Annotated in this window: 41 protein-coding genes and 1 pseudogene; 10 read left to right on the forward strand and 32 right to left on the reverse strand. The window is 62.1% G+C overall.

The annotated features are described in order from the left end of the window. Positions 1 to 114: 114 nt before the first annotated feature. Both WS92_RS17510 and WS92_RS17515 read left to right on the forward strand, forming a co-directional pair. Positions 115 to 324 carry a hypothetical protein gene (locus WS92_RS17510; protein ID WP_059929534.1) on the forward strand — a complete coding sequence of 70 codons (210 nt, stop codon included), beginning with the start codon at positions 115 to 117 and terminating at the stop codon, positions 322 to 324. Positions 325 to 332: 8 nt separating this feature from the next. Further along, positions 333 to 578 carry a hypothetical protein gene (locus WS92_RS17515; protein WP_059929622.1) on the forward strand — a complete coding sequence of 82 codons (246 nt, stop codon included), beginning with the start codon at positions 333 to 335 and terminating at the stop codon, positions 576 to 578. A gap of 301 nt (positions 579 to 879) precedes the next feature. On the opposite strand, the gene WS92_RS17525 is transcribed toward WS92_RS17515, so the two are convergent. The 10 genes from WS92_RS17525 to WS92_RS17560 form a co-directional block, all read right to left on the reverse strand. Continuing rightward, positions 880 to 1,878, reverse strand: coding sequence for a phage Gp37/Gp68 family protein (locus WS92_RS17525; protein WP_059929532.1), 999 nt, complete (start codon positions 1,876 to 1,878; stop codon positions 880 to 882). Beyond that, the gene (locus WS92_RS17530) at positions 1,875 to 2,456 is read right to left on the reverse strand and encodes an ead/Ea22-like family protein (RefSeq protein ID WP_059929530.1); all 582 of its coding nucleotides are present in this window, start codon (positions 2,454 to 2,456) and stop codon (positions 1,875 to 1,877) included. Before WS92_RS17530 ends, WS92_RS17525 begins: the two co-directional genes overlap by 4 nt. After that, positions 2,449 to 2,793 (reverse strand): hypothetical protein, encoded by a 345-nt coding sequence (locus WS92_RS36650; RefSeq protein WP_231755880.1) that lies wholly within the window; start codon positions 2,791 to 2,793, stop codon positions 2,449 to 2,451. Before WS92_RS36650 ends, WS92_RS17530 begins: the two co-directional genes overlap by 8 nt. After that, positions 2,786 to 3,016 (reverse strand): hypothetical protein, encoded by a 231-nt coding sequence (locus WS92_RS34890; protein ID WP_141668048.1) that lies wholly within the window; start codon positions 3,014 to 3,016, stop codon positions 2,786 to 2,788. Before WS92_RS34890 ends, WS92_RS36650 begins: the two co-directional genes overlap by 8 nt. Before the next feature lies 1 nt (position 3,017). Further along, on the reverse strand, positions 3,018 to 3,818 hold the full coding sequence (locus WS92_RS17540; RefSeq protein ID WP_059929528.1) for a hypothetical protein: 801 nt from the start codon (positions 3,816 to 3,818) through the stop codon (positions 3,018 to 3,020). Beyond that, positions 3,811 to 4,026 carry a hypothetical protein gene (locus WS92_RS17545; protein ID WP_059929525.1) on the reverse strand — a complete coding sequence of 72 codons (216 nt, stop codon included), beginning with the start codon at positions 4,024 to 4,026 and terminating at the stop codon, positions 3,811 to 3,813. The genes WS92_RS17540 and WS92_RS17545 overlap by 8 nt, the downstream gene beginning before the upstream one ends. Then, a complete protein-coding gene (locus tag WS92_RS34895; protein WP_141668049.1) occupies positions 4,019 to 4,282 on the reverse strand; it encodes a hypothetical protein in 264 nt (87 codons plus the stop codon). Before WS92_RS34895 ends, WS92_RS17545 begins: the two co-directional genes overlap by 8 nt. A gap of 9 nt (positions 4,283 to 4,291) precedes the next feature. Further along, positions 4,292 to 4,561 carry a hypothetical protein gene (locus WS92_RS17550; protein ID WP_059929523.1) on the reverse strand — a complete coding sequence of 90 codons (270 nt, stop codon included), beginning with the start codon at positions 4,559 to 4,561 and terminating at the stop codon, positions 4,292 to 4,294. Continuing rightward, a complete protein-coding gene (locus tag WS92_RS36655) occupies positions 4,558 to 6,204 on the reverse strand; it encodes a hypothetical protein (protein WP_231755879.1) in 1,647 nt (548 codons plus the stop codon). The genes WS92_RS17550 and WS92_RS36655 overlap by 4 nt, the downstream gene beginning before the upstream one ends. Positions 6,205 to 6,296: 92 nt before the next feature. Further along, on the reverse strand, positions 6,297 to 6,848 hold the full coding sequence (locus WS92_RS17560) for a hypothetical protein (RefSeq protein ID WP_059929519.1): 552 nt from the start codon (positions 6,846 to 6,848) through the stop codon (positions 6,297 to 6,299). A gap of 1,415 nt (positions 6,849 to 8,263) precedes the next feature. Between WS92_RS17560 and WS92_RS34900 the strand changes: the two genes are divergently transcribed. Continuing rightward, on the forward strand, positions 8,264 to 8,737 hold the full coding sequence (locus tag WS92_RS34900; RefSeq protein WP_141668050.1) for a hypothetical protein: 474 nt from the start codon (positions 8,264 to 8,266) through the stop codon (positions 8,735 to 8,737). Positions 8,738 to 9,124: 387 nt separating this feature from the next. Here the strand turns inward: WS92_RS34900 and WS92_RS17570 are convergent, their stop codons facing one another. The 21 genes from WS92_RS17570 to WS92_RS17660 all read right to left on the reverse strand — a co-directional run bounded on the left by WS92_RS17570 (position 9,125) and on the right by WS92_RS17660 (position 20,555). After that, on the reverse strand, positions 9,125 to 9,535 hold the full coding sequence (locus WS92_RS17570; RefSeq protein ID WP_059929515.1) for a hypothetical protein: 411 nt from the start codon (positions 9,533 to 9,535) through the stop codon (positions 9,125 to 9,127). A gap of 1 nt (position 9,536) precedes the next feature. Next, on the reverse strand, positions 9,537 to 9,731 hold the full coding sequence (locus tag WS92_RS17575) for a hypothetical protein (protein ID WP_059929513.1): 195 nt from the start codon (positions 9,729 to 9,731) through the stop codon (positions 9,537 to 9,539). Then, a complete protein-coding gene (locus tag WS92_RS17580) occupies positions 9,728 to 10,267 on the reverse strand; it encodes a zinc-finger-containing protein (protein WP_242425360.1) in 540 nt (179 codons plus the stop codon). The genes WS92_RS17575 and WS92_RS17580 overlap by 4 nt, the downstream gene beginning before the upstream one ends. Then, positions 10,252 to 11,046, reverse strand: a complete 795-nt coding sequence (locus tag WS92_RS17585) for a hypothetical protein (RefSeq protein ID WP_059929509.1) — start codon at positions 11,044 to 11,046, stop codon at positions 10,252 to 10,254. The genes WS92_RS17580 and WS92_RS17585 overlap by 16 nt, the downstream gene beginning before the upstream one ends. Beyond that, positions 11,043 to 12,812 (reverse strand): AAA family ATPase, encoded by a 1,770-nt coding sequence (locus WS92_RS17590; protein ID WP_059929508.1) that lies wholly within the window; start codon positions 12,810 to 12,812, stop codon positions 11,043 to 11,045. Before WS92_RS17590 ends, WS92_RS17585 begins: the two co-directional genes overlap by 4 nt. Further along, on the reverse strand, positions 12,809 to 13,690 hold the full coding sequence (locus WS92_RS17595) for a DNA translocase FtsK (RefSeq protein WP_059929506.1): 882 nt from the start codon (positions 13,688 to 13,690) through the stop codon (positions 12,809 to 12,811). The genes WS92_RS17590 and WS92_RS17595 overlap by 4 nt, the downstream gene beginning before the upstream one ends. Before the next feature lie 30 nt (positions 13,691 to 13,720). After that, positions 13,721 to 15,007, reverse strand: coding sequence for a hypothetical protein (locus tag WS92_RS17600; RefSeq protein WP_059929504.1), 1,287 nt, complete (start codon positions 15,005 to 15,007; stop codon positions 13,721 to 13,723). Between the two features lie 15 nt (positions 15,008 to 15,022). Then, positions 15,023 to 15,832, reverse strand: a complete 810-nt coding sequence (locus WS92_RS17605; protein ID WP_059929502.1) for a RecB family exonuclease — start codon at positions 15,830 to 15,832, stop codon at positions 15,023 to 15,025. Further along, positions 15,829 to 16,116, reverse strand: a complete 288-nt coding sequence (locus tag WS92_RS17610; RefSeq protein WP_059929500.1) for a KTSC domain-containing protein — start codon at positions 16,114 to 16,116, stop codon at positions 15,829 to 15,831. The genes WS92_RS17605 and WS92_RS17610 overlap by 4 nt, the downstream gene beginning before the upstream one ends. A 135-nt stretch (positions 16,117 to 16,251) precedes the next feature. Then, a complete protein-coding gene (locus WS92_RS35875; protein ID WP_171845226.1) occupies positions 16,252 to 16,395 on the reverse strand; it encodes a hypothetical protein in 144 nt (47 codons plus the stop codon). Beyond that, entirely contained in the window at positions 16,392 to 16,559 is a 168-nt protein-coding gene (locus tag WS92_RS17615; protein ID WP_231755878.1) for a hypothetical protein, read from the reverse strand. The genes WS92_RS35875 and WS92_RS17615 overlap by 4 nt, the downstream gene beginning before the upstream one ends. Beyond that, positions 16,556 to 16,912: a hypothetical protein gene (locus WS92_RS17620; RefSeq protein ID WP_059929498.1), complete on the reverse strand. Its 357-nt coding sequence runs from the start codon at positions 16,910 to 16,912 to the stop codon at positions 16,556 to 16,558. The genes WS92_RS17615 and WS92_RS17620 overlap by 4 nt, the downstream gene beginning before the upstream one ends. Then, complete coding sequence (locus WS92_RS17625; protein WP_059929496.1) at positions 16,909 to 17,091, reverse strand: hypothetical protein; 183 nt, start codon at positions 17,089 to 17,091, stop codon at positions 16,909 to 16,911. The genes WS92_RS17620 and WS92_RS17625 overlap by 4 nt, the downstream gene beginning before the upstream one ends. Further along, complete coding sequence (locus tag WS92_RS17630) at positions 17,091 to 17,336, reverse strand: hypothetical protein (protein ID WP_059929494.1); 246 nt, start codon at positions 17,334 to 17,336, stop codon at positions 17,091 to 17,093. The genes WS92_RS17625 and WS92_RS17630 overlap by 1 nt, the downstream gene beginning before the upstream one ends. A gap of 1 nt (position 17,337) precedes the next feature. Next, complete coding sequence (locus WS92_RS17635; protein ID WP_006027878.1) at positions 17,338 to 17,544, reverse strand: hypothetical protein; 207 nt, start codon at positions 17,542 to 17,544, stop codon at positions 17,338 to 17,340. Continuing rightward, complete coding sequence (locus WS92_RS17640; RefSeq protein WP_006027877.1) at positions 17,541 to 17,858, reverse strand: hypothetical protein; 318 nt, start codon at positions 17,856 to 17,858, stop codon at positions 17,541 to 17,543. The genes WS92_RS17635 and WS92_RS17640 overlap by 4 nt, the downstream gene beginning before the upstream one ends. Before the next feature lie 47 nt (positions 17,859 to 17,905). Next, positions 17,906 to 18,253 (reverse strand): hypothetical protein, encoded by a 348-nt coding sequence (locus WS92_RS17645; RefSeq protein ID WP_059929492.1) that lies wholly within the window; start codon positions 18,251 to 18,253, stop codon positions 17,906 to 17,908. A gap of 28 nt (positions 18,254 to 18,281) precedes the next feature. Beyond that, entirely contained in the window at positions 18,282 to 18,494 is a 213-nt protein-coding gene (locus WS92_RS17650; RefSeq protein WP_059929490.1) for a hypothetical protein, read from the reverse strand. A 15-nt stretch (positions 18,495 to 18,509) separates the two neighbouring features. Next, positions 18,510 to 18,716, reverse strand: coding sequence for a hypothetical protein (locus tag WS92_RS32550; protein WP_082743522.1), 207 nt, complete (start codon positions 18,714 to 18,716; stop codon positions 18,510 to 18,512). Positions 18,717 to 18,753: 37 nt separating this feature from the next. Further along, a complete protein-coding gene (locus tag WS92_RS17655; RefSeq protein WP_059929620.1) occupies positions 18,754 to 19,170 on the reverse strand; it encodes a hypothetical protein in 417 nt (138 codons plus the stop codon). 983 nt (positions 19,171 to 20,153) lie between these two features. Then, the gene (locus WS92_RS17660; RefSeq protein ID WP_059929618.1) at positions 20,154 to 20,555 is read right to left on the reverse strand and encodes a hypothetical protein; all 402 of its coding nucleotides are present in this window, start codon (positions 20,553 to 20,555) and stop codon (positions 20,154 to 20,156) included. An 85-nt stretch (positions 20,556 to 20,640) separates the two neighbouring features. Here WS92_RS17660 and WS92_RS17665 point away from each other — a divergent pair, with 85 nt between their 5' ends. The 4 genes from WS92_RS17665 (at position 20,641) to WS92_RS17680 (ending at position 21,807) form a co-directional block, all read left to right on the forward strand. After that, a complete protein-coding gene (locus WS92_RS17665) occupies positions 20,641 to 20,877 on the forward strand; it encodes a transcriptional regulator (protein WP_059929488.1) in 237 nt (78 codons plus the stop codon). 116 nt (positions 20,878 to 20,993) lie between these two features. Beyond that, positions 20,994 to 21,368, forward strand: coding sequence for a hypothetical protein (locus tag WS92_RS17670; protein ID WP_009927929.1), 375 nt, complete (start codon positions 20,994 to 20,996; stop codon positions 21,366 to 21,368). Next, a complete protein-coding gene (locus tag WS92_RS17675; protein WP_171845227.1) occupies positions 21,365 to 21,586 on the forward strand; it encodes a hypothetical protein in 222 nt (73 codons plus the stop codon). Before WS92_RS17670 ends, WS92_RS17675 begins: the two co-directional genes overlap by 4 nt. Further along, the gene (locus WS92_RS17680; RefSeq protein ID WP_059929486.1) at positions 21,580 to 21,807 is read left to right on the forward strand and encodes a hypothetical protein; all 228 of its coding nucleotides are present in this window, start codon (positions 21,580 to 21,582) and stop codon (positions 21,805 to 21,807) included. The genes WS92_RS17675 and WS92_RS17680 overlap by 7 nt, the downstream gene beginning before the upstream one ends. A gap of 32 nt (positions 21,808 to 21,839) precedes the next feature. On the opposite strand, the gene WS92_RS17685 is transcribed toward WS92_RS17680, so the two are convergent. Beyond that, the gene (locus tag WS92_RS17685) at positions 21,840 to 22,304 is read right to left on the reverse strand and encodes a coiled-coil domain-containing protein (protein ID WP_059929484.1); all 465 of its coding nucleotides are present in this window, start codon (positions 22,302 to 22,304) and stop codon (positions 21,840 to 21,842) included. Positions 22,305 to 22,396: 92 nt separating this feature from the next. On the opposite strand from WS92_RS17685, the gene WS92_RS17690 reads away from it, so the two are divergent. From WS92_RS17690 to WS92_RS34905, 3 genes and pseudogenes are all read left to right on the forward strand, one after another. After that, positions 22,397 to 23,266 (forward strand): V-type ATP synthase subunit E family protein, encoded by an 870-nt coding sequence (locus WS92_RS17690; protein WP_059929481.1) that lies wholly within the window; start codon positions 22,397 to 22,399, stop codon positions 23,264 to 23,266. Further along, a pseudogene (locus WS92_RS37205) lies at positions 23,263 to 23,379 on the forward strand (site-specific DNA-methyltransferase); the annotation flags it as partial. The gene WS92_RS17690 and the pseudogene WS92_RS37205, both read left to right, overlap by 4 nt. Positions 23,380 to 23,559: 180 nt before the next feature. After that, positions 23,560 to 23,817, forward strand: coding sequence for a hypothetical protein (locus WS92_RS34905; RefSeq protein WP_141668051.1), 258 nt, complete (start codon positions 23,560 to 23,562; stop codon positions 23,815 to 23,817). Positions 23,818 to 23,832 lie beyond the last annotated feature (15 nt).

Consider the following 23,832-nt stretch of genomic DNA (forward strand, 5'->3'; position numbering starts at 1 on the left):
CGTATGGCTTGCGGTGAATTCAATCCAGCACTGACGCCCGCGCGCGTCGCGCCGTCAGATTCATGAAACCCGGGAGTGCTACGATCTCCCGGTTAGTTTCATGATCTGATTCAAATGAAGCATTTGTTCACGATGCGCGGCTACCACGTCGACTGCATGCCGCGCGCGACCGAAGACGGCCAGTTCGCATCACAGGTGACATTCACCTACATCGGCTACAACCCGGAGGCATCATTCAAGAATCTCGGGGCTTACGAAACCGAAGAGGCGGCCGTCGAACGGGCGCGGTCGTTCGCCGTTGAATGGCTCGCGCGTTACGGTTGAGGCCGATCATGCTCGAGCGATTCACGTACCGCGGCTACGACGTTGAGATCGGGGCGATCGAGCGTGAGGGCGATGCGCTCGGCCCGCGCGTGCTGGTCGGCATGTCGATCGTCCGCGTGCGCGATGGCGAGGTGCTGTTTCGCGAGTCGCCGATTCGTATGCTGCCGGCCGGCGTGACCATCACGCCCGAACGGGCGATCGAGTACCGAAGAGACGAGGCTCGAAGACGGGTAGATGATGCGACGGTTCGATAACTCTTCCGTTGAGTCGCGCAGTTGTCGAGGGGCGCGCGTACCATCGGGCCGTTGAAAAGGATAGGGCGTTCCTTCATGCTACGATTTCCTTCGCAAAAAATGGAGGCAACCATGGCTCGGATCCAGACGGAAAGCGGAGTGCGAAACGTTCAAACTGACGAGTACAAGGGCTGCAAGGTTGAGGTGGTGACCGGATACGATCCCATGTCCGACAAGTGGCCCGTGCACGTCTATATCGATGGAACGAAAGTTGTCGGGCGATGGCTTTCCGACCGAATGGAGGAAGCGTTCGAGCATGGATTTATGGTTGCCGCTCAAGAGATAGACCAGCGGTAGCAGGAAATTCGTCATGCGTGCGGCCGTCGAGCAGGCGGCCGACGGCATGCTTGGCGAGATGGATGACGTTCTCGTCGCCACGCCGAAACGCACGTTCATCATTGCCGTCGTGAAAAGATCCGTCGAGCGACACCCATCCGCCGGTGCGCGCCGTGTCGATCTGTTCATTCGAGGCTCCGAGTCCGGGACGCCATTTACCCCACTGTTTGAACATGAACGGCACGCCCGCGGCCGCGCACTGGTCGCGCAGTGCTCGAGCCCAGTCGGGATGCATCGGACGCGCGCCGTGACCGCTTTCGCCGCCGGCGATCACCCAATGCAGGCCGCCATCGGCCGGCCGGCGTAGTTCGAGTTGGCGCTTGTCGCCGTGCGTACGAAAGTTGCCGGTTGGCTCGCTGTAGATATGGAACCGCAGGTCCACGGGGCCGAGCAGTGGCTCCATCGACAGAAAGCGCACGCGCGCGGGCACCGCGAGCAGCTTCGGAATGTCGCGGTCGGCCTCGGCCTGATTCACGATCGTCGCGCCGAGCCAGATGTTCGACGGAAGAAAGTCGCATAGGGTTGCCGTTTGAACCATCTGCTGAACATTCCCAATGCGCTTCGTGAGCAAGAGCCAGTCGAGATTCGGCGTGTCTACAATAAGGTCGAACAGGTCTCTCCGCCACGCCGGGTCGACTGCGTTGTCGAACACGTCCGCGAGCGACGCGCAAAAGACGCGCTGGCGCCGGCCGTGCGCGGCGAAGAACCGCTCGTGCGCGGCGTTCCATGCGAGTGGCTTACGCCAATTCGTGGCCGACGTGCGACGCCGCGGTGCGCCCGGCCCCCAGTTCACGGCCGAGCCGCCGCCGAAGCGTGCATTGCGGGCTTCGGCGTAGCAGTGATCGCAGCCCGGACCGACCTTCTGACAGCCTTCCCATGGATTCCACGTAGAATCACACCACTCAATATTCGTTTTCTCGCTCACGATCCTTCACCCTGTCGTTGCGCGAGGGCTGCGTCGATAGCCGCGTCGAGAGATTCGTCGTAGAGCTTCAGGCTTCGATTTATATCGAAATACGCCTGGGCCTCGCGATAGTGCGGCTCGTCCGGATTCGGGATGAGTCCGGGGCCTTCAAGCGTGTTTTCGATCCATTCCATCGCGCCTTCGGCACCTTCGCCGTACTGCCATTCGATCCAAGCTGCCTGCATCACGACAATGTGTTTGTGCGACATTGTTGCGGCCATCTGACCGGAGCGCTGGAGCTTTAGCAAATTCAGTTTTTTCTCTGCCGCATCTTTTTCCGCTGCTTCTAGGCGGGTGCAAATGGCGAGGATGGTTGCTGGATTGGCGGCAGCAATATATTCAGCATTCGCCATACGCTGCTTACTTCGCACAAGGCAGTTTTGGAATACTTCGAGGATGCGTCCGAGCAAATTGTCCGGCTGCCCCTTGGATACATAAAGACGGCCATGACCATCAAGGCATTCAGTGTCAACGGTCCACGGTCCGGGCGTCGCCTTCTGCGCCAACTCCCGCAGCTTCTTCATGTCGATCTCAGCCATTTCCTTTCTCCCTCGATGCGGCGGTCGGCGTGGTCTTCAGGGCGCGGATTTTCTCGGCCTCGTCGCGATAGATGAGGGCCATCGTGTGTGCGGTCATGTTTCCGCACGCCTCAATCTCGGCCGCGCGTTGTTCCATGAGCACGGCTGCATCCTCAAGGCCCGCGTCCCTGTCGGGAATGGTGCGGAGGGCGGTGTCGAGCACGTCCTGAAGATTCCCGCGCACGGTATCGCCGTTGTGGCATGCCATGAACATCAGGCAGGCTGCGTAAGGGTGATACTCGCCAGCGCGGTACGACATGCCGCACTCCGCGCATTTCTTCATCTCTCGCTCATCCATGGTACTTCTCCTTCAGGCCGCGAAATTCGGCACCGATAAAAGAGATGAATGCAGATTCGCATTTTCCAATGCCAGACAAAAACTTCCACCAATGCCCATTAGCGAACAACCTTTGTTCTGGTACCGGATATAACGTTGTGCGCGTCTCATACTCGCCTTCGTGAACCGGGGCGTATTCGTCAGCCGGAAACCACTCCGTCAGCATGTCATCGGTGATCTTCATTTCATTCGCTTCCTTGGGGGCGGGCATCAGTCGGCACGCCGAGCGGTTTCCAATGCGTATATGGCGGCCGTTCACGCGGTATGAGACTTCCGGCAGGCGCGACCGAATGCGCCCATTCATAGTGGTCCGTCCATTGGCGCCAACATCCGTCTTCGAGCATGTCGAAGTCGTAGCGCTCCGGGTTCTTCTCATCTTCACTGTCGAGCCAGAAGACCGCAACGAGTACATCAGTCGGCGCGGTTTCGATCGGCCACCAGTCCGTCACTTCACCCCTCGGCTCCGTCGCCTCTTGGTAGCAATGCTTGCATGCTCCGTCGTCAATGCCATGCGGGCACTCATCGCTCGACTGCTGAGGGGGAGGCCCATCGCACATTCCATGAACCGAGTTCTGGCAAAACTTCTTGCAGTGGATATCGCAATAGCTCGGCTGTTGCGTGATCGGATGTGCGATTAGGACTTCGAGTAACCCATTTGCGGCCACCGTATCTTCGGCGGACCGTCCACGGAGACGGTCCTCGGCTTGTTCGATCAAGGTTCGATGATGATCCGATAGCATCGATAGCATCCCTTTAAGATGCGCTCCCATCGACTCAAGCGCGGCCTGATATTCCCGCACCTCGCGCTTGTAGGCGTCGATTTCGACTTGCCGGGAGGCGTCGAGGTCGAGAAGGGCGCTCTCAATGTCGCGCGCGAAGCGCATCAGCAATGAGCGCTGGAAATCAGTCACGAGCGGATTGAGATCCTTCCATTCGACGTGATTCCAGATTTCAACGATCTGGCCGGCCGTCAGCTTGTCAGTCATGGTCGGCTCCTTTCTTCGGCTTCGGCATGCGCACGCCTCTGATCGCGTTGCGAGCCTCTTGCTGGATGTTCTCGTAGGCATATTCGAGCGCTTCCTCGTAGGGCAGCCCGAATTGCTTCTCGCTGTTGCGCCGGATCTGCGCGGGCGTCTGATACGCCTTGGCGATTAGCTTGAGTGATATATAGAACCGCAGTTCGAGGTCAGTCATGGTTGGTTCCTGCCGGATAGATCATCTTCGGGTCAGTGGCCCACATCGGATGCTGAGACTTCCCATCGCCTCGGTCGATCTTTGCCTTCAACTGCTCGGCAGCGATGCAGAGGCGGTTGTACGCCTCGACAGAGCCGAGCTGCGTTTCGAGGTCGTTCACCGCACCCCAAAGACCCCATTCGCACGGACGCACGATACGTTTAGGCACGGGACGGTTGGTTTCCTGAGGAACCGGCAACTGTCGGATTTCACTCATGGTCGGCTCCTATTCCGAATAAAATCCTCTATGCGAAGTGATGTGCCACTCCGTCACCTCGTCATCTAACGGCTCGACAGCGCCAGTCTTCACTAGCCATGCCATAAACAAGTCCTCTCGTTCCCGAAAGCTAGAAGCCTTGAATTCGGGCGTGAGTTTGAATTCTGCAAACTTGTCATCGGTTTCGAACTCATCCAAGGCGCGCATGTGATCGCGCAGACAATAGTCTGAATACACTCCTTCGGTGAAGGCGATGATTTGTCCTTTGGTGATTTTCATTTTTCGGCTCCATTGAGAAGGGCGCGGGCGAAAAATCGCGCTTGATATGCTCGATCTGGAAACCACTTCTTCACGGCGTCGACGATCGACTGTTCAGTCAGGCACGCCGCTGGTGCGTCGGCCTGCGCGGGTTGCGGGGCGGTGTAGAGAGGCACATCATCTGCCTTGGTATTTGCGCCAACCAGTGCGACGCCATCGCCGATCTCGAAGTCATGCCTACTGATCCAGCCAAACGGCTCACCTGTCTGCTGGGGAGCGCAGTAGACGGGGATCAGGGCGCGCGATGGCGGGTTGGCGGGATGCCACAGCCGCACGTGGTTCTCCGGAACGTCCGCGAATTCTGGCGAGCCGAGCTTTTCGAGTTCATCCGCCTCGATATAGCCGATTGGATTTCTGTGCGCCTGCGCCCGAATCCGCCGATAAATGCCTATCGCCTCGTCGTGCGTCGGCCATTCCGCAGCGGGCGATGCTGCCGCGCGGGCTTGCCAGACTCGCCACCACTCGCGCGTGAGTTGGCTTACGTATTCGCCTCGCGAATCTCGCTCGATTGATTGATCCGTAGAAAGGATCACATACCGTTCGAACGCCGCCCGCTCGTCGGCTGTCCCTTCCGCGCTCACCATTTTTCCCGCTTGGGAAATATGGTCGGCCGGCGATTCTGCCGCCGTAGAGGGGGAGCGAGGCACGGCGTCAATGTCAGCTAGCGCATTCTGCGCTACACGCATCTCTGCTCGCCCGTACTGAGCGCCGCGAGTAAAGCCAGCACTGAAATCGAATCTGCCGGAATCGCCGCCTGTTAGGCCATAGTCGCGAAGTGCCATTTTTTCGGCGTCTGACTCGTCTCGAAATTCTCCAGAGCGCGCAAATGCCCATTCCGGGGTTTTTATTGATCCCTTTGCTGGCGTGTGTGCGCGTGATTCAAGCTCTGCTTGCTTGCGGCCAACATGCCAGTATGGCGCGAGCCAGTGATCGTCGGCCGGCGGTGGATTCGTGTTCTGGTAGCCGAATGCGATGGCACCGTCGATCGCCTCGCACGTCAGCTTGCGTTCAAGCTGGATCTGTTCAGACGTCATGGTCTTGCGGATCTCGGCTTCGGTCTTCGTCCCTTCCGCACCTGTCTTATTGGCAGAGGTGGCGCGGGCGGCTTGTGATTCGACCTTCACCCACTCCGAACAACCCTCACGCACTCGCGGCAGATCGCCGCCGCACACGCAACCGCCAGCGCGTTCGCAATAACCGATCGGCGCTGCTGCGAGCTGCGAAGATGGGGTGCCCGAACACGCTTCGTCGAGACGACCGGTGTAATACCAACGGAATGCGTCCGCTGAATCGGGATGGCAATACTCTCCTCCAAATTCCTCGCGGGATAGGTCAAAACCCGCCGCGTTCGCCTGACGCTCGAAATCTCCGCGCCAATCTGTAGGCTGTCCAGCCTGCGCCGTGAGCGATGTGGGCTGGTCGATAGAGGATGCGGCGAGTTCGCGAAGCGTCGAACGCAGTTGTCTGCGAATCTTGTCAAAATTCTCGTATGGCTTCGAAAGTCCCTTGTAATAGGTGGCGGTTGCCCATCGATGTGCAAGATCCATCGCAGAATCGATTCGATCCGTCAGCGCATCAGCGCGGCTCTGTTGTTGGTCGTTCATGGTGGTGTCCTCAGATGGTCAGTTGCTTCGCATTCGCCGCGAAAACTGCGCGCGAAAATCCCATTGGCGTCCCCGAGCGAATGTCGCCGCGGTCATCGGATGGGGGGGGCAGCATGAATCCGGTTGTCGGGCGCGCCGAGTCCTTCAGCGCAGTTCGGCGTCGGCATCTCGAATCCGCCTCCGGCCCAGATGCAAGTCTTCTTCGTGTAGTTGTCCGTTAGCTCGAAGCCCGTGAACTCGTACGGATGGAACGTGTAGTCCGGCTTGCGCCAGTGCGTCGAGATCACGCTCACCGGGTTTTCGATGCCGTAGGGGCAGCCAAGCGATTCTAGGAACTCAGCAGCAGCAGCGAACATCTCGATCGACTGCGACAGCGCGCGCAGGCCCTTGCCTTGAAACCAGCGCGCACCGCTTACAGCCAGATGCGTGCACGGCGGAAACGCGAAGCCGAACACGACGAGCGAGTCGGGCGGCAGAGATGGCGGCCCGATCAGGGCATCCCATTGCTGGAAGATGATCCCGTCGCGAACGGTGCGGCCGACGTGCTGGATGTCGAAACAGATACAGCGGTATCCGGCCTCGGCCCAAGGCCGCGCCATATTCCCCGTCTTGTCAAACAGGAACACTGCGGTCGGTACGGTCATCGCTTCCTCTACAGATAAAGCCTCAATGGCAAGTGAATTTCGTTCGTCATCTTCGTTGTCTCGAAGCTCATGGGGCAGGGCCGGTGCTGATCTTTCTCCGGCTCAGGGCGGCGCGCATGTTTTCATAGCAGCCGGGACTCCGGCCTAGGATGTCTATCCGCTCAGTTGTTTCCACTCGCTGCGCATCAGCCTGCGCATTCCTGCCCCATGAACTCCGAAAAAACGGGCGCTCGTGCTGGCCGCCCTAAAGTCGCCGCGCTATCCGAGGACCACATGTGCGCGCGGCGAGTGGGGGTTGATGTACTTAGCCGTCGCCGGAGCCATGTCCTCAGCCTTCTCGGCGTCGCTGTAGGACGCATCAGCGCGGCTATTGGAATGGGGCATGGTGGTGTGCTCTGTGGTTCAGTCGCCGCACATGCAGTCAATGAGGGCGTCGTCCTCTTCGTGCTCGGGAAATGCAAGCGGGATTTGCTTCGCGTAGAACTCGGCCCGCGCAGCAGTTCGGAATAGCGTGGGCGGTCGTTTCGAAATGTGGCGCCTGACGGGCGTGATTCTTCGTTGATCCACCAGGTGGCCAGCTCGGGCCGTGTAACGAACGCGCGCACGATCTTGTGCCGCGCTTTCAGGAAGCGTCCGTCGCAGTTCCCGAAGTCGCCTTCCGGATCGAGCGCGAGGTCGAACGGCTGAGCACGCCAGAAGGCGAGAACGTCAGCCTCGCGGACGTTGGCGCGTGCGAGTGGAAGATTCGACTCCCCGCCGCTGTTGTCTCGTCCAGGTGATGTAAGACGAGTGACGCGCCGTGGTTCGTCTGCACGAATGCCCATCACGTTTTGCCATTCGCCGTATCCCCGTGACTGCATGAACGCTCGACCGGCCTTTACCTTCAGATTCGCAGTGCAGGTGCGCATGACCGGATTCGGGAGGATGCCGAGCACCTCATTGAGGCGCGAGAACGGTTCGCCGTTGCGGCTGGCGGTTTCGAAGTCGACGATCCGGAGGTGACAACGCGAACGCGAGCCCTCTTCGAAGCCGTCCCATTCGATTCAGGTGATTGGCATTTTGATAGCGGCCGGGCACGCTATGCATAGCGATTCACCTACGCGCGTGAAGATGCGCTTTGAGCTAAAGGGAGATCACTTGACGATGAAGATGCATATCACTGCAACGATGTATATGTTTGATGACGAATTCGCAATCGACTACGAGAACATGAGGGGCAAAAGCACTTGAAAGTCATTGTAAGGTGGCGCGTGCTTATAAATGGGGATGATTAAAATCATAATCAAATTAAAAGATAATTGAAGAAGGCGAAATAAATCTCGATCAGGTGAGGGGTATGGAAAAATTTCTGATTGCGTATTCGGAGGTTTTTTATATACTGGATTTGTCTCTTAGACATAGAGAGGGGTTGAAAAATGACAAGTCCGATTAATGCCCTCACGACTCAAGCAGGAAGCACTCCGGGGCCACAGTACCAGCCGCCTTGGGATTTCATTTCTGTTGACACAAACACCGGCGTGGGCGGTCAATATATTTATCTTGGTTATCAATGCGGTGATAGCAACCCGGTCACGTCACTGAATTTCGTTGCGTATGACCAAGCTCAATCCAATCCACCGTCGGGTTGGAATTGGAGCCCGCAAGATCTGAATGCGGGTGCGGGCGGGAAATACATCTACATGACATGGAAGAACGGAGAGGCGAGCAAAAAGCCTATCACCGCAATCATGCTGCTTGTGATTGATAGTTCTTCTCCGCCTGCGATTGAAGGTTATACCGCAATCCATCAGGATTTGAATCAAGGTGCAGGTGGTCCTTATATTTGGCCGTATTATAGTGCGATCGTGCCAATGCAATTAAAAAATGAATCGGTGATCCGCAAGGGATGAGCGATTGGTTCTTTATTGTGCGGCAGGCTTGCGCTTGCCGCCTTCAATCTGAATTTCGTGGCAGATCGTGAAATGCAACACTGCAATGCGGTCGAGACACGCAACTTGTCGGATCACTAATTTTCTATGCGCAGAATTATATCTGGGGGAGTGCTCTTATAAATGACCTGATAGTGGCGCTTCCGATCAACCTCAATGGCGGGTGCTCGGCTCGCATATGGCAGCGGGGTAGCATGAAAGCGCTGTGCGGCGGCTGCAGGCCAAAGTGCACGTTGTGACGGCGCCCACCCGTCACCCGAGCGCCCGCCGTTGAGGTGTGAAGGCGCGATCTAGATCACTGCGGCGCGATCGGGCGTCGCGGTATGCACTTCCTTGGCTTGATTGGCGTCAGTCCGACGAATCGACGACTTCGCTGAAGCCGCACTTCGTGCACGTGTAGCGGTGCAGGCAGTTGCCAACGGTTTCGCTCTTCATGTCGTGTTCGCAACCAAACCGGAATACCTGCACCGTGCCGACGCGGCGGTCGCCGATCATCGCGAAGCTGACGCGGTCATGCATGAAGAACAGCCGCGCATCGCCGATTGTCGTGCGCAGCCAGCCGGTCGCGATTGGCGTGTACCAGAAGAACTTCGACTTCGCGAACACTTCCCACGTGATCTCAGTCCAGCCGTTCGGTACCGTGTCGCATCCGTATCCGTATTTCAGATGCGGCTCGCAGCCGATCTTGCCGCCCCAGTAGATGCCTTCGATCTGAACGCGGAACGCGGTGTCAGCGCCGCCAATCTTGTCGAGCAGCATGTCAGGCCTCCGTCGTCTTCGGCAGCGTCGCGTCCAGATGACGGATGCGCGCGACGATCGTGTCGGAGATGCGCATCGCGTGACTGCCGTGCAACGCGGCGAACGCGGGCCGCAGCAGGTTGCGGTCGTCTTCCAGCAGCTCGGCGTGCTCAAGACGCGCGAGCGCGCGCCAGAGCGAATCTTGGGTATCGGTCATTGGTGATTTTTCTCGCGGATTACGGCGACCACGCGGTCGCAAGTTTCGATGTCGAACCATCCGATATGACATTCCTCGTGGTTCTCGATGCCGAGCTGCTGGGCCAGCCAGACGTACGCGTCGGTGCGCGTCATCGAGCCGGACTGCCAGATCGGGTTGAATGCTGCCTTCGCGCGCTTCCGTGCCTCGCGGGTCGGCGCATCGGCCAGCGTGCCGAGCGGAATGCCGGTGAACGGATGCAGCCCGACGTACGCGCGGCACGTGCGGCAGAGGAACGCCCACGGCCATTCGCCGTACTCGCGGCCGTATATCTCGGAGTTGTTCACGATCTCGACCGTGCCGCCGTCGAAGGGGCACGCGGTCGGGGCCGGCAACGGATTCTTCACCCGCGCGGTGGCGCGGCGCGACGGATTCCACGGAGTTTTCGTCGTGTGCATGGTCAGTTCGAAAAAATGGGCGCTGTGCGAGCCGCTCGAATGCGCCGCGCAATCCGGGGCACGGAAGGCGCGCGGCGGTGCTGCTATCGAGGTCGCCACTCCGTTCCGCGCACGATCCGGCCGACCGGTTCGAGCACGAGAACCTCGGATTCCTTCTCGCTGCGCACGAGCGCGCGGCCACGCTTTTGCGCTTTCTCGATGGTGGCGTGCCGCATGGGCTTCGATGACCGACCGACGGTGACGAAAACCGACCCGATCGGGCGGACATCACCGCTGAGCGAGTCGATGCGCTGCTCGAGCTGCGCGTTGTTCGTCTTGAGGCGCGTGTTCACTTCTTTCAACGACGCGTTCTCGGCGGCAAACTCGTCGCGCGCGATTCGCGTGTCCGACAGCAGTTGGAGAGTCATGTCGAGCGACGTGATCGCATGCGAGCCAGGCTCGATATAGGCCGGATTGCCGCTCGACTCGTATGCGACCAGCTCGCGATGAAGGGTCCTGAGCCGCTGAAGAACCTCATTGGGCGCGCTGGTCATCAGCAGGTCGTGAGCGGCATCGATCACGCCCTGAGCAGGCGGAAGCTGCGGTGATGTCGTGCGGTCCATCGCGGAGGCAGCATTCGGATATGCCGGCTCACCGCCGAGACCAATCGCTGTCGGGACATTGGCAACTGACGTATGCGCCGGTTGCGATGCGCCCGCGAGCCAGTACACGTACTCGTTGCCGCCGCCGGCACGCTTCTCGCGCTCGATGGTGCCGGCACCGACCATCTTGTGCAGCGTTTTCGATACCTCGACCTGGGGCAAGCCGAGCGCGGCAGAGATCGCTTTCGCGGTTGCGTCCTCCACCACGGCGAGGTGCCGTTCGATCTGCTCGATCATGCTGCCTCCCGATGCGTGCGCGGCGCGCCGATCGGCGCGACGTGGCCGCCCTCGACCCAGAATGTCTCGATGGCATCCGGCAGGCCACCCGGCGGCGTCTTGAGGCTCATGAACACGAGCGCCGTATCGATCTGACCTGCGTAGGCGAGATCGTCGAGCCAGTACAGTAGGCGATCGCGCTCGGGCCCGACCAGGACATCGGCGCGATCGAGCACGAGCAGCTTCAGGCCGGAGAAGTGGCTGATCGCCGCGGCGATGTGCGCGTCGACGCGCCAGCATTCCGACTCCGACAGCAGGGCGTACACGCGGCCACCGGCGAGGATCTCCATCTCCGGCGTGATCGTAACGTCGGCCCATTCGGACATTTCCGCCAGCGCCGTCAATTGCTCATTCAACGGCGTCAGCGCTTCACGCAGTAGATCGGCAGGAATGCCGTTCAGTGCGAGCGCGTCGGCGATCGCTTCGTACGCGGCGACGTCGTCGTGAAGCGCGGCGGCTTGCTTGGCCAGATCAGCGGCGCCGGCGGCGCGGCGCTCGATCTCGCGAAGCGTTGTGATGTCGGTGTCCAGCTGCTTCCGGCGGCGCTGCAGGTCGGCCAGCTCCGACCGCGCGGCGTCGCCGCTTTCGCGCGCGGCGGCCGCGCCGCTGTTCTCTGCATCGTCTTCGAGCGCACGCAACTGCGTCGCGGCGGCATCTGCCGCCTCGAGGTCGCGCTTGCGGTTCGCAGCGGCGTTTTGCAGCGTCTTCAAACCCTGCTCGTACTCGGGGAGCTTCGCGGCTGCCTCATCGTCGCGTGCGCCGGCGGCGGCCGCGGCCGACAGCACGCCGTTCAGGTAGCGCAGCAGCGCCCCGCATTCCGGGCATGCGCATTCGGTGCCGGCCGGCGCCGCGCCGGCGCGCACACGAAGCGCTTCGACCTTGGGCAGGAATTCGGCGACCTGCTCGTCGGCGAGCTGTGCGAGCTCGGCCGCTTTCGCGTAACCGGCGGCGCGCGTGCGCAGGTCGGCGATTTTCGATGCACGCGCGCGTGCCGCGGTGTCCGCCGCGTCGGCTGCGCCGATCTGCTGCTGCAGTTCGCCGATCCGGTCGTCGAGCGCAGCGCGGTCGCCCGTGAGCTTCCGCAATGCCGCCTCGTCGAACTCGACCGGCGCCGGGCGCCAAGTAGCTGCCTTCTGGCTGCCGTACGTCTCGCCGGTTGCGTTGCGCCACGACTGCTTCGCGCCGCGCGCGCGGTCGGCCGCTTCCTTCTGCGCCGCTTCAAAGCCGGCGCGCAACATCGGTGTGATGGCTGCGAGCCGCGCGGCGGCGGGGGCTGGCACCGCATCGCCACGGAACCCGAGCTTGTCCAGCAGCCGGGCGCGCATTTCGTCGACGCCGATCTTCACGCCCATCAGGTCGTACAGGAAAGTCCGGCGCTCGGCCGCGCCGAGGTGTGCGAACCGCTGCGCGTCGAGCACCAGCGGCAAGCGCGGATCCTCGGCGAGCTCGCGCTTGAGCTTCCCGGACGGCAGCATGACGCTGTTCGCCTGCTCGCCGCACGCGACAACGATCTGGCCGCCGTCGGCCCCCTCGGTGACGAGCGAGCCGTATTCCTTCTTCAGCGCGACGCGCACGGTGTCGCCGGTGAGAGCCATTCGCACGGCTTCCTGCAGGCTGCTCTTGCCGGCACCGTTCGGGCCGGTGAAGAGGGTGACCGGTTTCGCGAGCCGGATATCCGCTGTGCGGATGCCGAGCACGTTCGCCACGTAGATATCGGTGATTTTCACGCTGCCTCTCCTTGCGGTCCGCGTGGCCGCAGCACTGTGCGGCCGCCGTCCGAATCCATCGCGCTGACGATGCCCTTGGCTTCGAGCAGCTCGACCAGCCGCGCGGCGCGGTTGTAGCCGATCTTGAACTGGCGCTGCACGCTTGAAATCGTGACCTTCTGCTGCTCGATCACGAACGCCTCGACCTGGGGATACAGCGGGTCCCCGTCACTGGCGGCGGCCTGTTCCTCGTGCCATTCCTTCCAGCCCTTCACCCATGCAATGCACAGCTCGCCGACCATCACCGGGCATTCGCTTTCGGGTTTTCCTTCGGCGGCCGCCTGCCGGCCAGCCTGCCACTGTTCGTCGAGCTGCGCCTGCGTCGGGCCGTCGCTGAGCTTCGGCACTTCGCGGAACTCGGCGTCGACGACGTCGCTATCGGGTTTGTCGCCCTCCATCCCGTCGCCGTCGTTGTCCGTGTACTCGCGACCGAGATCGAGACCGCGCTGATCCGATTCGCCGCGGATCTCATCCATGCCGCCGGTGTGCGCGGCAGCGTTCGCGACGACGAGCAGGACGGCTTTGCCTTGTGCGTCATACAGATCATGGAGATTCGGTGCGGCGCTGCTGAATTCCACCGCCGCTTTGACGCCGTCCTTGATCGTGATCTGCACGAGATCGCCTTGGACAACGACACGGCCGTCGCTCGCGATCAGGTGCGTCGCCATCTTGACGTTGTGCTCGACGCGCGCACGCAGCCTGTCGATGACGTCGTTCTGCTTGTTCTGGGACAGCTTGACCCAGAGGTCCGGCAACAGCTTGATCTCGGTAACGAGCGCGGACAGCAGGTCTTTGCCGATCGTCTCGGCGGTCATATGGAGGACGTTCTTGTCGGTCATGTCGAAATCCTAGGCGGCGAATTGGTTGGGTTAGTCGGCGCTGATCGGGCCGCGCGTCCGGCGGCCGGCCGGCGCGGTCGTTTGGGCAGTCGCCTTGCCGGCGGCCGATTGTTCAGCCGCGGCGGTGATGGCGCGCATACGCGCCGAGGCGAGGGCGTTCAGTTCGGCCTTGGCGGTTTCATCCGGTACGCCGCTGATCGCGCTGCGGGCGAGGTCGAGGTCTTCGGGGGTCTTCGCCGACTCGATGTCTTCGCGGATGCCGCGCACGAGGCCGGCGACGTCGAAGTCGAAACCGCCTTGGCCGTGACCACCATCCTCCTGTGGGCTGTCCTGGTCGTTGACCGGATCTGCTTGCGTGGCCGCCGGCGTTGCGCCGTGCGCGTGCGATTCCGTCGCGGGCCCCGTTTGCGCCTGCGATGCACCGCGCGGGACTTCCTCTGCCGGTTGAGCGCGGCCGCCGCGCAGCTCGTCGATGGTGGTGCTGTAGACCGTATAGGAACCGTCCGGCGACACGTCGACGACGTCAGCTTCTTCTTCCGAAGAGCGGCCCATACCCATGACGATGTCGGGGGCGTGGATGTTGCCGAAGAAGCTGCCGGCGCGGTACTGGAACATCAGCGCGCGCAGGCCGGTCTGCCACTTCGACCCGGATTTCCCGAACCAGCCTTCCTCGACGACCATCTGCATCGTGACGGGCGCCGACTCGATGACGGGCATGCCGATGTCACGGTACAAGTCGAGCATTCGACCGGGATACTTGCGGAGGTCGTCGGGCGACAAGCGAGGCTCGGGAGTCCCCTTCGGAAGCGCCCATGCAATGCACTCGATGTCGTCGACTTCTACCTGACGGTCCTCGAAAATCGGTTTCCTGGCTTCCTTATTCCAGCCAGTTTTTTCCTTGTATTTGGCCGTGATCCGACCACGGTTGATCATCTGAAAGCGCAGCGGCGTGAAGCGCCCCGACGCATTGATCGCCGCGATCACGAACTTGCCGGACCAGCGCAGCTTGCCCTCGATCATGTCGGCGTTCTGCATCACGGCAGTGATCGACATGCGAACGGCGCGCGCAACCTCGATTGCGACGAGACAGTTGCCGATTGCAGACGGGTTTTCGACCCAGTGCTCTTCGATTCCGGCCTTCTTCAGGTTGTGCGAGCGGAACTGCGCGGGAACGGCATCGCTGCTTGCATATGCCTTTGCGATACGGTTCGCGAGCGAAAAGCCTCGCTCGGTGAACATGTCGACTGCCTGGTCGGGTGTCAGGGAAGGGACGCCGCCGGCGCTCTTGACGTCTTTCATTTGAACGGGGGTGCTCATGTCGATGAACTCTCGTTATTCGTGGAATTGACAGGTGCCGTAGCGCGGGCAGTACTTCTTGTCGCACAACAGCGATTTCGGATTGGGGTAGAAGCGACCTGAGCGGAACATGTCGGCCGCAAACTGGATCAGTCCGGGCGTTTCCTCGGTGCCGACCATCACGCGCTTCGCGTTCGCGATCGGCGCGGTCGCGACTTCCGGCGTGCCCTTCGTTTTCAGGCCGATGATCTCGGCGGTGTCGGCGATCAGTTCGCCGGTCGTGTGCTCATAGAGCATCTCGTAGGTGCCGATCTGCGGGCCGTGGCCTTTCGTGACAGCGACGCCATTGGCGACCGCTTTCGAACCGCTTTTCAGGTCCGCGATTCCAGGGCCCAGCGCCGTGCGCCGCACGCGCGCGCGGTCCAGCGTTCCCGTCAGCCGGATGACGATCCCGCCGCCACACTCGATGTCGAGTGGCTTCGTCTCCATCTCGACCGCGACGAAGTCGTAGCGCGGCGTAATCTCGAGGCAGTACTTCGTTGTGAGCGAGATGCCGATTCGCTCGGCTTCCTTCAGGCTGAGATCGTCGCTCGCCGGGTTGTACTCGTTCGACGGGTCGTGCAGCTTGTCGATGAACGCGCCGGCCGCGTCATCGACCGTCAGGCCGGAGCCGTCGAGCACGCTCTGGTCGTAGGCGGCCGTGCCGGCGTGGATGGCGGTGCCCAGCGCGGCGCGCAGGCCGACGACGTTGCGCATCTTCAGGAGGTGGATCCCCTCCCACCGATAGGCGCACTCGAAAAGCGCGCCCCAGCTCGAGGCGCGCACCGCATAGACGGAGTCGGTCATGCGGCACCTACGGCCCCAGGCTGCTCGGCCGCCGGCATCTTCTCGATGCACTCGTACGGGAAGCGCTCGGGGAACGGCTTGATGTGCTTGTAGAGGTGCGATCCGATCGAGTCAGCCGTCTTCAACGCGTCGAAGTTCGCCTGCGTGAATTTCGAGTAGTGGTACAGCGACGTCGGCTCACCGGTGCGGCCCTTGAAACGGACCGCGAGCGTTTCGGTTTCGGCGTCGTAGCCGATGCTGTGGATCTGCGACGACTCGACGGGTTGTGTGTCGATGGTTTTCATCTCGAGGTGCTCCTGGGACGACGACGGGGATGCGCGCTGGCGGCGCGCGAGCGCGTGGCGCGGCAGCGCCGGGATTCGATATGTACGGCAGTGGCTGCGCCCTCGCTGGATGCAGGGCGGCATGGGCGGGCGGACCTACAGAATTCCGTGGCGCTTGACGATGCTGTCGACGGCGACAGCGAGTAGCGCGACCGCAACGAGGATCGCGACGACGAGCGCGCGTGCGGCGCGCGGGTGCCGGCGCTCGAAGCGGTCGGCGTGATCAGTGAAGCGGCTCATGCCGACCTCGCGACGATTGGGGTGACAGCCGAGCCGTCGGCGTTCAACCGCGCCAACACGAGCGTGCAGACTGCAGCGATCGCGAGCGCCGCAAGGTACCCGGCTATGGGATTCCATTCGTGAATCCGGTCGAGCAGCGCGCCGAGATAGTCGAAGGGCGTCATCGCGTTCTCCTGCGTCGTTTGCCGTGCCATTCGGGCTTGATCGGCCATTCGGTCGGATACGTCACCGCGGCGCGGATCGCGTCCCAACTTGCCTTCGTGTTCGGTACGCCGTCTCCCGCGTGGTCGAAGAACCCGGCCGGGATCGACGTCGCCAGTTGGTCGACCGCGCTCACCGGTACCGCGATGTGGTCGCCGGTGTTGTAGTAGTCGAGGTGCGATTCAATCCGCTGCCGCTCGTACATGCCGGCGCGCGGCAGCACGGGCGTGTAGCCGCAGTCATCCGGGCGCCAAAGCGTGATGTAGTGGTGGTCGCGGATCGTGTGGCAGACTGCGATGACGTAGAAGTCGCTCATCCGAGGCTCCGGAGATAAGGCCCGGCGAGGTGCGCGCCGAACCAGAGCGCGCCGACCGCGGCGCCGTAGGCCGCAGCCCAGACGGCGCCCTCGATCACGTAGCGCATGCGCGGGCCGCGCGCGGCGGCGCGCAGCAGTGCGTTGTCGGCTGCCGACCGGTGGAGGGAGAGGGCACGCATTAATGACCCCTTCGCAGGTTTCGCTCGGCGTACGTCGCGACGTTGTGCTTCGTCCGGTCGAGGATCTGCTGAGCGATCGTCTCGCTGCCGACCATTGCGATGCCGAGTGCCGCCTTGCTGATCAACATCTCGATCACGTTTGCGAGTGCCTGAGGGTTGCCGTATGCGCCGCAGTTGCGCACGTAATCGGCGATCAGCTTTTCGGCGAGATCGCCACATTGGGCGGGGGACTTGAGGGATGACATATCAGGCCTCCTTCCAGCAGGACTCGTCTTCGTCCTGGTTGCGTGGATTACCCGGATGGGTGCAGAAGCTGCACGGCGGGCTGATGAAACACGAGCAACCGCGATCGCGGTAGTCGGCGTCGAATTCGTCGCGATCGGCCTGAGCATCTTCGATCAGCACGCGTTCGTCGCCGTCGAAGGTGCCTTGCGTTTGCTTCCGCGCGCTCATCGATCCACCCCCGCGACGGTGATGTGCCGCACGGGCTCCGGCGCGCTGTGACCGGCCTTTGCGAGTGCGGCGTCGACGATTGCGCGGATCCCCGACGTGAGCACAGTCTTTGAGGCGACGAGGCGCAGTGCCGTCACGAGATCGGGCGACGCAGCGCACAGCTTCGCGTTCGCCTTCGATGCGTCGCTGGTGCCGAGCACCACGCAGATGCGGATGTCTTCGCCGAGCACGACGATGCAGTTCCCGTCGTAGTCGAGGTAGTCGCCGGGCTCGCATGCTTCCCACGGCCCTTGCGTGTGGATGGTCTGTCCCATGTGGTCTCTCGGTGTGGTGTGATTGCCCGCAGAGCGGGCGCGGTTGGTCAGGCGACTTCGCGTTCGGCGAGCACTTCGTCGACTTTCGTGCGCGATGCCGATCCACGGGCCGCTCGCTGGCGGCGCAGCGCATACGCGAGCTGCCACGCATCGTCGGTGAACGTGATCCAGTAGGTCGGCTTTCGGCCGAAATCGGAAAGCGGTCCGAGGAGCTTTGCGGGAATGCGGCCGAAGGACAGAAGGCCGGCGTCCTGAAACTTGCGAAGCGCGGTCAGATCATCGTCATTCATGCGCATGCCTTCGAGCAGGCCGCCGTAGTCCACGCTGCATGATTCCGCGTAGAGAATGATGCTGCGCTCGACCTTTGTGAGCGTGGCGATGTCGATGGTGGTCACGTCGTTCTCCTGTAGCGGGCGGGGTTGGTCAGGCGTCGTCGCGCGCGGCCGGATTTTCGAATCGCAGCGTGCGTTCGAACTTGGCGCGGAACTGCGTTTCGTCGAGCCCGTTCAGTTCGCAATGCGCCGCGACGAGCAGGTCGTACGTGTGCGTCATCGGGCAGATGTAGTACGCGACACGCGGATCGTCTTTCAACTTGCGCATCATTGCGGTGATTGCCGCCTTGGCTTTTTCGCTCATGTCTGGCTCCGGTGGTTATGCCTGCGCTACTTCGTCAGGAGTTTCTTCGCGCACCTTGAACGCTCGACCCAGCCGGTTCCAGGGCGCAACAGCGCGCTCGGCGTCTTCACGCAATTCATAGCGTTTGGCGTGGCAGATGTACGGGCTACCCGCGCCGACTTCGTACAGGCCGTTGAAGTAGAACGGGCGACCTGCAAAATTGATTTCGTGGGCGATAAACATGTCGTTCTCCTGTAGCGGGCGAGGTTGGTCAGGCGGCTCACACGACACGGAGCGCGTGTATGCGGTGATCGGTGCAGCTGCTCGCGCCGGCGTTGCCTGGCCCGAGTTCCACGCCGCAGGAAGAGCAGTACGTGTGCGCGAAACGCGGCGAAGCGGAGGCGACGTCGGCGTCCGCGATACGCCGCGCGATCTCGTCGTCGAGCGCGGCCGTGCAGATGTTCCAGACCTCGTACACGTCCTCGATTTGTCCGCGGCGCAGTGCGGCATCGAGCACGGCGATCTGCTCGGTCGAGAACGGCAGTACGTCGAACGTGACGCGCTCGGCGATTGCTTCGTTGCGCTCGTCGCGCGCCAGCGCGGCATCGTCGGCCGCGGCCTGCAGCTGGTCGGCGCGTTGCTCGACACGTGCCGCGAGGACGAGGAGATTGTGCTGATGGGTTCGAGGGTTGTGCATCGCGCCCTCCATTGAAAGTAGGATTACTAATCAAATTCGAGTCTTGAACTGCTATGCTGCGTGTGCAGCTCTCACTGGTGACGCCTCAGAAGAAGAACCGCCACCGGTCAGAGCTGTTTCTGGACAGTCTCATGGAGCCGGGCCGGCGCTGATCTCCGGCTTCGGGACTCTGACAACTACGCCAGGTGCGCATCAGCCTGCGCATTCCGGCTCCATGGGACTGCATCACTCGCGCGCCCGGCTACTCCCGGCCGTGCCGGCTCCGGGCCGCGCGAGGTTTGTGCCGATTACAAAGCCATCGGTCACGTGGTGCTGGCTGTCTTGTGTCAGGTCCGTTCAAGCCTGCAAGCGGTAGCCGTACATCGGCCTAGCGCGCTGCGCCTGTCCTGACTCACGACGCTGATCGCGCCGGCCGGTTGCTCCGCTTGCGCGGTCCCGGCTTACCTTCGATTGTTAGAGAGCGATCCGCCTGGGGCGGTGGCGCGGCATCGGTGCCGCGTTGGAACAGACTTTAGCGAAACGCGAAATGTTTGTCTATAGCGAAACGCGAAAATTTTCGCGAATCGTGTTTGCGCCGCAGGATCGTGCCGCGGAGACGGCCTGGCTGGGAGGGCGGCGGGGATTCGATGTCAGTTGTGACAGTGGGGAGTTGAAAGCTCCCCAATTGTGGGACTACACTGCTGTATATCCATACAGTAGTTGGGCGACAAACGAGCGGGGCTAATGTGAATCGAGAGACGAGGGCATGCAGGACGAAGTGCAAACCTGGAGATCTGGCGCGTGTAGTCCGCTCGCGGAACCGCGCGCTGGTTGGCAGGATCGTGAGGGTCGACCAATCACATGGTGACGGTCGCTGGGAGTGCGAGCTGGTCGGCGACCCGGTATTGGGATTGGCTGATGACGGGGAGGGCTTGCTTCTTACGCGTGACTGGCTTTTTTCGGACGCGTCGCTTGAACCGCGAGCAGTCGTCCGGTCGGAGTCGTCAGTCGCCTTTGCCGAAGCGCTTTCCCTCTGACGGCGTAGCGTCAGGTTGCGTAGCTGACTGGCTGATGAGCCAACCGATAAACGACTCGACCTGCGCCCGCTGAGCTTGGTTGAGTTTGTTCCAGCCGGCCGGCTCGGCGCCGGTCGTCGCGTCGCTCGCAACAAGGGAGTGGTCAGTATCGAGCCAACCGGCTGGCTTCCCCGCAAGTGCGTCGATTTTGCGAGCAGTAGCAGTGCGCATCCCGCGCGGACGCCCAGTTTTCGAATCCTTGGCTCCGTCACGGAGGTTCGAGAACTGGGAATGGGACATCCCAAGAACCGCCGCGGCGGCCGCAGGGCCGCCGTGCTCTGCCTCGATGATCCGGAGATTGTCTCGACGGATTTCGTCAATTTCCTTCATGTCTCGCATTCAATAGCAAAACGCTAAAACCGTATATGCGCGAAACGCTATAGACATTCCTTTCGCGTTTCGCTAAAGTCCGTGCATGGACCTGAAAACCTACCTTTCCGCCGAGCGCGGCCGGCTCACGGCTCTCAGCCGAGCAATCGACGCTCACGCATCCGACGTTAGTCGCTGGGCAAGCGGCGAGCGTCCCATTCCGATTCCGTTTGGCCGGCCCATCGAGCAGGAGACAGGTGGTCAAGTCACGCGCGCGGAGATGTTTCCCGTTGAGGTAATCAAGCGCGTATGGCCGGAGCTGCTTGAGGCACCTCCCTTGTAACGGTTCGCGCTGGTCCTGTTTGTTCAACCGGCCAGGCACGTCCTGGCCGTTATTTCGCCCCGGCGCCAACTGGGTAAGCAAGTGGGTAATCAACTGGGTAACGATTGATTTTTCGTATGAACCAGACCGAATTCAGGATGTTCGCGCCGTGGGTGCAGGCGGCGACACTGCCGGACGGGGAGATCGAGGCGATGAGCTTCGAGGACTGCCTCGCGCACGCGCTCGAGCTCGGGCTGCGGCGCTTCGATCGCAAGACGCTCGCGCTCTACTGCGACATTCACTATCCGCACTTCGGCGACCTGATCGCCGGCCGCCGGCCGTTCCCGGCTACGAAGCTTGACCGCTTCTGCATGTTCACCGGCTGCGACTACCCGCGGCAGTGGCTTGCCATCCAGGAGCGCAAGGCGATCGAGGAATACCGCCGGCTCAGCCAGCAGGCGATCGGCGAATTCGTCCAACAGGCGTTCGGCCAGCGCCAGGCGGCGGCATGACGTTGACGCTCAGCCACCGCGACGTCGGCAAGCACTTCGCCCGCAAGCTCGGGCGCCCCATGACGTACCTCGGCCTCGTCGAGGAAAAGCACCTTTTCATCTTCCGAGATCCCCCGCAGGACTACCTCGCGTTCCGTCCGGACCAGCTCTGGATGCTCGAGCGCGTGCGTCCCGAGGCGGCGCCGATCAACTATACGCAGGAGGGCGGCTCGTGCTGACCCAACTATTCGAGCGCGCGGCGTTCCGCGCAGGCTGGCGCGCGGCGCGCGCCGGCGTCCCGTTCCATGAGAGCCCCCTGCGCGGCGCGCTCGCGCAGTTCGCGAAGCAGTGGGAGCGTGGCTGGGCCGCGGCGAACGACTGCGCGCGGCCGTACAGCGTCTACGACTGGGAACAGGTCGTCTGCGCGACGCCGGTTGAACCGTATCGGGAGGCAGCATGAAACTGCTGGCCAATTCGACAACCGCGTATACCTCACAGGCGCACAATATTCCGGCACGTCGGGCAGGAATAGGATGCGACGCTGTACTGGCCGCGCGGAGTGAACCTGAGTACGGTCTTTCTGCGTTCAGGTCCGTCGTAGCAAGGCTGACAGATGAAATGTTCGGGCTCGTCCTGGCCGACAAATCGATACACGAAGCCCCTTTCGGATACTGCATGCAGTTTGTACTCGGCGCGCTCGCCGAGCGCACGCTCGAGGTCACCCAATTTCGCATTGGCTGTACGAAGCTGCTCTTTCAGCTCATCGATTTCGTCGCGCGCGGCCGCTTGCTTTTCCTGCAACGCAAGAGCTGCGTTTTGGACGTCAATCACGCGATCGTTGATCGACTGCTGCATTTCGGCGAGCTTCAGTTCATCTCGCGCGGCGACTGCCGCCTTTGCAAGGTCAATTGTATTTTTCAGGCCGGCAATAGCTGCCGTTACAGTCAAGATCGCCATCTGATTCCCCGTCTTCAAATAGACCGCGCACGCCCGCGGCGAAACCATCATAGCGCACTCGCGGCGGAAGCTTGCGTGCGGTGGGAGTTCGTATGAACTGGGCGCACGACGACCTCGCCAAGGATCTCGCCGCGCATCTTCGCGGCGCGTCCGATCGCCTCGTTTGGACCGACATGCAACTCGGGCCGGCCGGCTCGCCACGGCCGGACGTCTACACCGTGCCGTGCTCGTTCGCGCGTTTCCAGCCGGTCGCGTACGAATGCAAGATCAGCGTCGCCGACTTCCGGCGTGACGTGACAGCCGGCAAGTGGACGTCGTACCTGCGCTTTGCCGCCGGCGTGATCTTCGCCGCGCCGGCCGGGCTGCTGAAGAAAGAAGACATCCCCGCTGGCTGCGGCTTGATCGTGCGCGGCCCGGACGGCTGGCGCTCGCTGAAGGGCCCGACGCTGAAGAACATGGAGAACCTGCCGCGCGACGCATGGATCAAGCTGATCATCGACGGCATGGCGCGGCTCGCGAACACGAACCTTGAACAGGTGCGGGTCGGCCTGCATAGCGAATGGTCGATCGAGAAAACGCTCCGGAAGCGCCTCGGCGACATCGTTGCGGACGCGATGCGCGACCGGTTACATGCTGAGCGTCGCCTGAAGACGGCCACCGAGCGGCTCGAGAACCTTGCCGAGGAGGCTGAACGCGAGCGTCATCTGATCCTTGATCGCGCGAAAGAGCACGCCGAGCGTGACGCTGCGCAGGTCGACGGCGCACGCATCGAGCTCGCGCGAGCGCTTGGACTGAGGGAGAGCGCAGGGGCATGGGAAATTGCCAGTGCCTGCAAGGAAGCTGCACGCCGGCTCAACGCTAATTCCGAAGTCAAGCGGCTCCGTCAGCAGCTCGAGCGCATTCAGATTGCGATTGAGTCGGCCGCCGAACCGCTGCCGCATATTGCGCAGGAGGCGGCGTGAACTGGCTCGGCCATTCCCACCGCGGCGACTGCCGCGACCTGATGCGCGCCATGATCGCCGACGGCGTGCGCGCGCAGACGATCGTCACGTCGCCGCCGTATTGGGGCCTGCGCGGCGCTGGCTGGCGACTCGTCGGCGCGCGCGGCGGCGGCAACTGGAACATGCCCGCGCGACCGCGCGTCGACACCGCGGCGCACCTGCGCGGGCAAAAGCATCTCTGGGAAGCACGATGAACGAACTCCCGAATCCTCTCACCCTTTCGAACGTCGAGCTGCAGTGCTCGATGTCGTATTATGGAACCTTGCTTCGGGCAGCCGGCACGCACCGGCGCGCGGCGTTCTCCTGTCATGCCGCGTGCGCTCGAATCTTCTATTCGGCAGGCGGCAAGGATCGGCATGAAAACGAAAGACACACGTCAGCCAGCTCCGGGCCGCAGCGGCGCGGAACGCGCGTACTGGGACGGCCTAATCAAGCAATCCGAGAAGGACAGCAAGGAAAGCAAGCGCGTGCTCGAGCGCATGCAACGCGACAGCCTGAAGCGCAGCAAGTAAGGTGCGCACGCACGG

This window comes from Burkholderia sp. MSMB1588, assembly GCF_001546925.1.
GTDB classification, from domain to species: domain Bacteria; phylum Pseudomonadota; class Gammaproteobacteria; order Burkholderiales; family Burkholderiaceae; genus Burkholderia; species Burkholderia humptydooensis.